Genomic DNA, 8,462 nt, shown 5'->3' on the forward strand with positions numbered 1-8,462 from the left:
CCTCAGGGCACCGGCGTCAGTTTGGCCACCGACAGCGCCAGCCACTTGACGCCGTGGCGCGGGAAGTTGACCTGGGCCCGGGCGTCGTCACCCGCGCCTTCGAGCGTCATCACCGTGCCTTCGCCAAACTTGGTGTGGAACACCTTCATGCCGACCTTCAGGCCCGTGCTCTCGCTGGCCTTCGACACCGGCTCTGGCGAGCTGCGGCTGCCCGAAAAATCAGAGCCAAATTTACCTCTAACCCCCGACCACGCTGCGCGACCAGCTCCTGAATTGATAGCACCCTCGAAACCGGAGCCAAAGCCTTGGTGCTTCGGCGTGATCCACTTCAGCGCCTCTTCCGGCAATTCGTCGAAAAAGCGGCTGCGGATGTTGTAGCGCGTCTGGCCATGCAGCATGCGCGTCTGCGAGTGGCTCAGGTACAGGCGCTGGCGCGCACGCGTGATGGCGACGTACATAAGGCGCCGTTCTTCCTCCAGCCCGTCGAAGTCGCTCATCGAGTTCTCATGCGGGAAAAGGCCTTCCTCCAGCCCGGTGATGAAAACGCAGTTGAACTCCAGCCCCTTGCTGGCGTGCACCGTCATCAGCTGGATCGCGTCCTGCCCGTCTTGCGCCTGGTTGTCACCGGCCTCCAGCGCGGCGTGGGTGAGGAAGGCGGCCAAGGGCGACATGACCTCGCCGGTCTCGTCGGGTGCGCCAGGCTCAGTGGGCGTTGGTGCGGCGTTTTCCTGCGGCAACGCCTCGGCATCGCGGCCAAAGCCTTCGAGCGAGACAAAGCTCTCGGCGGCATTGACCAGTTCTTCCAGGTTCTCAATGCGGTCGGCGCCTTCGCGCTCGCTCCGGTAATGCTCGACCAGGCCGCTGTGTTCCAGCACCAGCTCGATGATCTCGCGCAGCGTCAGGCCCTGCGTCTGCTCGCGCAGCACGTCGATCTTGGCGACGAAGGCACCCAGGTTGGCGCCGGCCTTGCCGCTGACCGTGCTCACCGCATCGTGCAGCGAACAGCCGGCCGCGCGCGCCGCGTCCTGCAGCTGCTCCAGGCTGCGCGCGCCGATGCCGCGCGGCGGGAAGTTGACCACACGCAGGAAGCTGGTGTCGTCGTTCGCGTTCTCCAGCAGGCGCAGGTAAGCCAGCGCGTGCTTGATTTCGGCACGCTCGAAGAAGCGCAGGCCACCGTACACCTTGTAGGGGATGGCGGCATTGAACAGCGCGGTCTCGATCACCCGGCTCTGCGCGTTGGAGCGGTACAGCACGGCAATCTCCTTGCGATCGTGTCCTTCGCGCACCAGCTGCTTCATCTCGTCCACCATCCACTGCGCCTCGGCGAAATCGCTGGTGGACTCGTATACCCGCACCGGCTCGCCCGGCCCCTGGTCAGTGCGCAGGTTCTTGCCCAGGCGGTGCTTATTGTGGCTGATGAGCTCGTTGGCGGCATCCAGGATGTTGCTGTAGCTGCGGTAGTTCTGCTCCAGCTTGATCTGGTGCTGCACCTTGAACTCGCGCACGAAGTCGGCCATGTTGCCCACCCGCGCCCCGCGGAAGGCGTAGATGCTCTGGTCGTCGTCGCCCACCGCCAGCACGGCCCCGCCGTCCGGGCGCAGCGTGCCGCTGTCGTCCTGCCCCGCCAGCAGCTTGATCCAGGCGTACTGCAGCTTGTTGGTGTCCTGGAACTCGTCGATCAGGATGTGGCGAAAGCGCCGCTGGTAGTGCTCGCGCACCGGGTCGTTGTCGCGCAGCAGTTCGTAGGAACGCAGCAGCAGCTCGCCGAAATCGACCACGCCCTCGCGCTGGCACTGCTCTTCGTACAGCTGGTACAGCTCCACCTTCTTGCGTGTGTCCTCGTCGCGCGCCTCCACCATGTTGGGGCGCAGGCCGTCTTCCTTGCAGCCGGCAATGAACCAGGCCAGCTGTTTCGGCGGAAAACGCTCGTCGTCCACATTGAACTGCTTGCACAGGCGCTTGATGGCACTGAGCTGGTCCTGCGTGTCCAGGATCTGGAAAGTCTGCGGCAGGTTGGCCGCCTTGTAGTGGGCCCGCAGCAGGCGGTTGCACAGGCCGTGGAAGGTGCCGATCCACATGCCGCGCACATTGACCGGCAGCATGGCCTGCAGGCGCGTCATCATCTCGCGTGCCGCCTTGTTGGTGAAGGTCACCGCCAGCACACCGCCGGGCGACACCTGCCCGGTCTGCAGCAGCCAGGCGATGCGCGTGGTCAGCACCCGCGTCTTGCCCGAACCGGCGCCGGCCAGGATCAGCGCATGCTCGGGCGGTAGCGTGACGGCGGCACGCTGCTCCTCATTCAGACTCGCGATCAACGGGGAGTCGGCAGGGGCGGAAAACAGGGAAGAGGAACCGGAGGGCGGCAAAACAGAGGACATGCCGCCATTGTAGAAAGCTGGGCAACGCCCGACTCCCTGAGGCAGACGTATCAGTCGTTCTGCGACTCAAGCACGATACTTGTCACCCGGTTTCGGCCAGCTGCCTTGGCTTGGTAAAGCGCATCATCCGCCCGCCGCATCACGGCACTGGCATCAGCATCGGATACGTCACTCAGGCTCAGGCCGATGCTGATTGTGACCTGCCTGACAGCGGGGAACACGGCGGCGTCCACGGCGGTGCGGATTTTCTCAGCCACGGTCATGGCATCGACAACCTTGCCGGTTTCCGGCAGCAGCACGACAAACTCCTCGCCGCCAAAACGTGCCACAAAGTCCGCCGCACGAACCTGGTCGCTCAGCAACTGTGCCAGTTGGTGCAACACCGTGTCTCCGGCCGAATGGCCATGGGTGTCATTGATACGCTTGAAAAGATCGACATCCATGGCAAGCAACGCAAAAGGGCGCCCAGTGCGGCGGAACGTCTGGAAACACTCATCCAGCCGCTCGTCGAAGCGGCGGCGGTTGTACAGCCCGGTCAGCGGATCGCGCGTTGCCAGCCGGGCCAGTTCCTCGTTGGCGCGCGTGAGCGCCTCCGTGCGCTGGGTGACGGCGGTCTCCAGTGAGGCGTTGACCGCCTCCAGTTCTTGCTCCTTGGCCAGCAGTGATCGTGTCATGGACTGGATCGACTGGCTGAGCTGCGCAACCTCACGGGCATCCTGCTCATCAGGAAAGTCCGGCACACCCTCGCGCATCTCCACCCGGCGTACGGCCTGCGCCAGGCGTTCGATCGGATAGCTCATGCGCGAAGCCAGCCGGTAGGCGACGAAAGCGAACAACAGGGCGGCCAGCAGGCCCAGCACCAGCAACTGCTGGCGCAGTGCGGTCACCGGCTGCAAAGCAATCTGCGTTGGCAGACGAACCAAGACCCGCCAGCCCAGATCGTTTGCCGTCCTGGTCGCCACAGCCACCTCGCTGGTGAGGTATTCCATCCCGCCCGGCCAGCGGACCATGTCGTAATAGCGATCAGCGGTAATTCGCTTGGGTACACGCAGGGTTCCTACCAAGCGTTCCGGATAGAGAATGTCACCGGCACGGTTCAGGATGAGCACCTCCACCTCCGGTCGCCGCCCCTGGTGCTGGACCACCGACTCAACGGTCTGAGCCACCCAGCTCCAATGAGCGTGAGCGCCAAGCACACCCAACAGCCGGCCGTCGGCGCCACGAATCGGTGCGGCAAAGTCGATGAAGCGCAGCGGCTCACCGGAGGCATTGCCAGGCAGTAGCTTGGCCAGTAAGACGGCTTCGTGGACATCACCCGTGTAAACGCCACGGCTGGCCGCCTGGAACCACGGCCGCTGCAGCACCGACTGCTGCACCAGCATGCCGCCGGTGGCCTGGCGCACCACGCCGGCCTCATCGGCCACGCCCAACCAGGCGTACTCGCCATGCATGGCTTGGCGTCGCTCCAGTGAGCGTAGCACCTCGGGTTGATCCAGATGGCCACCGGTGAATTCGGGCAACTGGCTCATCAGGATGATTTCCTGCTCGCGTTCACGCAGGTTGGCCCCGAGCAGATCGGCCGCCGACTGAGCCGTGCTGTGCAGCGCTTCACCGCTGGCGGCGGCCAGCTGCTGCGTTGCCATATGTCCGACATACAGTCCCACACTCAGCAAGGTCAGCAGCGTCAGGCCACCAAACCAGAGCGTCAGACGACCTCGGAAACCACGAAGACCAGAGGGGGGCGACCAGGAAAACATGCCGCCATTGTAGGAAGTCCGCGCCTCACCACCTCATATCTGCACCCGTGTGCCCAGCTCGATGACGCAGTTGTTCGGCAGGCGGAAGAAGTCCGCCACGTTGCCGGCGTTGCGCGACATGAGCGAGAACAGGGCTTCGCGCCAGTGGGCCATGCCGGTGCCCCGGGTCGGCACCACGATTTCACGGCTGAGGAAATAGGAGGTTTCGAACAGGTTGATCGGCAGCCCCTGGGCCTGGCAGCGTTCGAGTGCCTGCGGGATGTCGGGCGTGTTCATGAAGCCGTAGTTGACCTGCACCTTCCAGAACCCGGGTACCAGGGCGGTCACCTGCACCTGTTCCCCGGCAGCAATCCACGGCACGTCATGGAACACCACCGTGAGAATCAGGTTGCGTTCATGCAGCACTTGGTTGTGCTTGAGGTTGTGCATCAGCGCCTGCGGCACGGTGTCGGGGTTGGCCACTGCGTAGACCGCGGTGCGCGGCACCCGGTGCAGGGACTCGGCAGCCAAGGTCGTGATGAAGGGCAGCAGTTCCGGATCGCCCTGCCGGATGTTCTCGATCAGCAGTTCGCGGCCGCGCCGCCAGGTCGCCATGACGGCAAAGATGGCAATGCCGGCGGCCAGCGGGAACCAGCCGCCTTCCAGGAACTTGATGGCACAGGACACCACCAGCGCCGCGTCCAGCAGCAGGAAAGCCCCCGTCGCGGCGAGGGCCAGCGGCAAGGGATACGCCCAGCCATGGCGGATGACGAAGAACGTCAGCAGCGTGGTGATGAACATGGTCAAGGTAACCGCAATGCCGTAGGCCGACGCCAGCGCCGACGAACTGCCGAAGCCGAACACCGCCAGCAGCACGGCCGTCAGCAGCAGCCAGTTGACCTCCGGCATGTAGATCTGTCCGACCTCCTTGGCCGAGGTGTACAGCACGCGCATGCGCGGCAGCAGGCCGAGCTGGATGGCCTGCTTGGTGACCGAATAGGCACCCGAGATCACCGCCTGCGAGGCAATGATGGTGGCCAGCGTGGCCAGCACCACGGCCGGCACCAGCCAGGCGGTGGGGAACATGCGGTAGAACGGGTTGTCGACCGCGCTCGGATCGCGCATGAGCAGGGCGCCCTGCCCCATGTAGTTGATCGCCAGCGCCGGCAGCACGTAGCCCAGCCAGGCCAGTTGCACCGGGCGCTTGCCGAAGTGCCCCATGTCGGCATACAGCGCCTCGGCGCCGGTGAAGGCCAGCACGATGGCCCCCACCGCCACGAACACGTGCCAGCCCTGCGCCCGCAGGAAGGCCAGCGCATGCAGCGGGTTCAGGGCCGCCAGAATGGCGGGCTCGCGCACGATCTCCAGCAGACCGGTCAGGGCCAGCACCGCAAACCACAGCATGATGACGGGGCCGAACAGCCGGCCGACCAGGCCAGTGCCGAAACGCTGCACCATGAACAGGCCGACCAGCACCGCGGCCGACACCGGCAGCACGTAGGGCTTGAGCGCCGGCGTCACCACCTCCAGCCCCTCGACCGCACTCAGGACGGAGATGGCCGGCGTGATGACGCTGTCGCCATAAAACAGGGCCGCCCCCGAAACGCCGGTCAGCAGCAGCGCAATGCGCCGCCCCGGCGTCTTGCCCGCCGCCTGGGCGGCCAGCGCCGTCAGCGCCAGGATGCCGCCTTCGCCACGGTTGCTGGCGCGCAGGATCAGCATCACGTACTTCAGGGTGACAATGGCCAACAGTCCCCAGAGGATCACCGAGACGGCGCCGATGACATGGGGTGTGTCCAGCGGCACGCCCGCGGCACCGAAGATTTCCTTCATGGTGTACAGCGGGCTGGTGCCAATGTCGCCGTACACCACCCCCAGCGCGCCCAGCGCCAGTACCGCGAGTTTTTCCTTGTCGTGTGTCGTGTCCATCGCAAAGCGTTCAAAGTGACGATGGCCGCACTGTCACGCGCCTTGCATCAGGAACGCATAAGGATGGTCCGGGTCACTCCACCGCCAGCCGGTAGCCGACCCCGGTCTCGGTCAGCAGGTGGCGCGGCTCGGCCGGGTCGCGCTCGATCTTGGCGCGCAGCTGCGCCATGTACAGGCGCAGGTAGTGCGTGTGCTCGGTGTACTCGGGGCCCCACACATCGGCCAGCAGTTGCCGGTGGGTCACCACCTTGCCGGCGCTGCGCACCAGGCGCGCCAGCAGCTTGAACTCGGTGGGCGTGAGGTGCACCGGCTCGCCGTTGCGCTGCACCGCGTGTGTCGCCAGATCGATGCGCAAGTCGTCCAGCGCATGCTCCGTCACGGCGGCCGCCAGCGCCGTGCCGCGGTGGCGCAGCGCCACCCGGATGCGGGCCAGCAGTTCCCCCACGTTGAAGGGTTTGGTCAGGTAGTCGTCGGCCCCGGCATCAAGCAGCTGGATCTTCTGCGCCTCCTGGTGGCGTGCCGAGACCACGATGATGGGCACGTTCAGTTGCCGGCGCACCGCGTGCACCAGCTGCAGGCCTTCGCCGTCAGGCAGGCCCAGGTCGAGCACGATGACATCGGGCGGGCTGTGCTGCAGCAGCGCCATGGCCTCGCTCAGCGTGACCGCGGTCTGCACCTCGAAGCCTTCGACGCTCAGGGTCGCCTGGATCAGCGCGCGGATCTCACGGTCGTCCTCGACCACCAGGACACGCAAGGTCATGGCAACACCTCCGTGCAGCGCACTGCGGTGCGAGCCCCTTCGGACGGCCGGGCGGGATTCATGAACACCTCCGTGCAGCGCACTGCGGTGCGAGCCCCTTCGGACGGCCGGGCGGGGCTCATGGCAACACCTCCTCCATCGACGGTGGCGCCTCATCCAGCGGCAGCGTCAGGCAAAAGAGGCTGCCGCCGCCGGCACGCGGCCTGAGCACCAGCTGGCCGCCATGCGCCTGGGCCACGGCGCGGCACACCGCCAGGCCCAGCCCTGCGCCGTGGTGCCCGGCCCGGTCGCCGCGGCTGTAGGGCTGGAAAACCGACTGCTGCTCGGCCTCGGGGATGCCGGGCCCGCGGTCCGCCACGCACACTTCGATGGCCTGCGGGCTGGCGCTGGCCGTCAGGTCGATCTCGCCATCGCTGTATTTCAGCGCGTTGTCCAGCAGATTGCCCAGCAACTGCGACAACAACACCGGATCGGCCTTGACCAGCGGCAGGCCTTCGGCCACCCTGGACTTGATGCGTCGGCCGGGGTCGCTCTGGCGCACAAGCGCCAGGACAGTGCCGATGATTTCCTCCATCGATTCCCAGTCACGCTGCAGGACCAGCCCGGGGCTCTCCAGGCGCACCAGCTGCAAGGTGTTCTCGGTCACCGTGGCAAGGTAGGACGCCTCGCTGACGAGAATGGCCAGCAGGCGTTGCTGCTCGGCGGCACTCAGCTTGTCGCGCTGCGACTGCAACGACGAGGCCGCACCCAGGATGACCGACAGCGGTGTGCGCAGGTCATGCGAGATGGCGGCCAGCAGCGTGCTTTGCAACTGCTGGCGCTGCACCTCGCCTTGCGCCGCCAGCATGGACGCGGCCAGCTTCAGACGCCACAGCGCTTGCGCCAGCAGGGCACACAGCGCCTGCGCATGCTCCCGTCCCTCTTCATCCGTGGCCAGCGCCGGGCGGACACAGGCGGCCCCCGACATCTGCCCCTTGCGGCCCAGGGGCAGGTACCAGGCGTCCAGGCCGGGCCAGCGCCCGGTGCCCGGGCCCAGCACCGCGTCTTCGTTCATGCAACAGCGCATGCCGTCGAGCACGGCAGGCGCAGGCCCTTCGGCCACCAGGGCTTCGGCGTCGTCTGCCAGCACCAGCGTGTTAGGCCCTGCAAAAGCGGCCGCCAAGGCTGCGCGGCCCAATGCCAACACCTGCTGGGGCGTGGTGGCATCGGACAGCTCGGCGGCCAGCGTCTGCAGTTGCCGCGCACGCCGCTCGTTCAGGCGGGCAATCTCGGTCTCGCGCCGCAGCCCGCTGGCCAGGCGGCTGATGACCAGGGCGACCACCAGCATGGTGGTCAGCGCGATGAAGTGCTCCTGGCTCTCGACCTCAAACGTCCAGCGCGGTGGTACGAAGAAGAAGTTCAGGGCTGTGACCGCCCCGACCGCACAGACCGCCGACTCGATCCATTCCAGCTTGTAGGAGGCCAACACCACGACCAGGACATAGATCATGGCCTGGCTGGTCAGCGAGATGTACGGCTCCAGCAACAGACCGGCAACCGTGGCCAGCGAGAGCAGCGCGCAGACCACACCCCAACGCCTAGCGAAGGATGAGGCAGGAATCGGTTGTCGGTCCATGATGCAGACAGCGTAGCACCCCTCGCATCAGGATTGCATTAGGG

The 8,462-nt window shown here is 66.2% G+C and carries 5 protein-coding genes; all 5 read right to left on the reverse strand.

Going from position 1 to position 8,462, the window contains the following annotated elements:
- Positions 1-2 precede the first annotated feature (2 nt).
- Positions 3-2,378, reverse strand: coding sequence for a UvrD-helicase domain-containing protein (locus CDE01S_RS02875; protein WP_066703456.1), 2,376 nt, complete (start codon positions 2,376-2,378; stop codon positions 3-5).
- A 50-nt stretch (positions 2,379-2,428) separates the two neighbouring features.
- Positions 2,429-4,135 carry a diguanylate cyclase gene (locus tag CDE01S_RS02880; protein WP_066703459.1) on the reverse strand — a complete coding sequence of 569 codons (1,707 nt, stop codon included), beginning with the start codon at positions 4,133-4,135 and terminating at the stop codon, positions 2,429-2,431.
- Between the two features lie 33 nt (positions 4,136-4,168).
- On the reverse strand, positions 4,169-6,043 hold the full coding sequence (locus tag CDE01S_RS02885; protein WP_066703468.1) for a potassium transporter Kup: 1,875 nt from the start codon (positions 6,041-6,043) through the stop codon (positions 4,169-4,171).
- A gap of 73 nt (positions 6,044-6,116) precedes the next feature.
- Positions 6,117-6,803 carry a response regulator gene (locus CDE01S_RS02890; RefSeq protein ID WP_066703470.1) on the reverse strand — a complete coding sequence of 229 codons (687 nt, stop codon included), beginning with the start codon at positions 6,801-6,803 and terminating at the stop codon, positions 6,117-6,119.
- A 118-nt stretch (positions 6,804-6,921) separates the two neighbouring features.
- Positions 6,922-8,418, reverse strand: coding sequence for a DUF4118 domain-containing protein (locus CDE01S_RS02895; RefSeq protein WP_066703472.1), 1,497 nt, complete (start codon positions 8,416-8,418; stop codon positions 6,922-6,924).
- Positions 8,419-8,462 lie beyond the last annotated feature (44 nt).

The organism is Curvibacter delicatus NBRC 14919 (genome assembly GCF_001592265.1).
Classification (GTDB): domain Bacteria; phylum Pseudomonadota; class Gammaproteobacteria; order Burkholderiales; family Burkholderiaceae_C; genus Hylemonella; species Hylemonella delicata.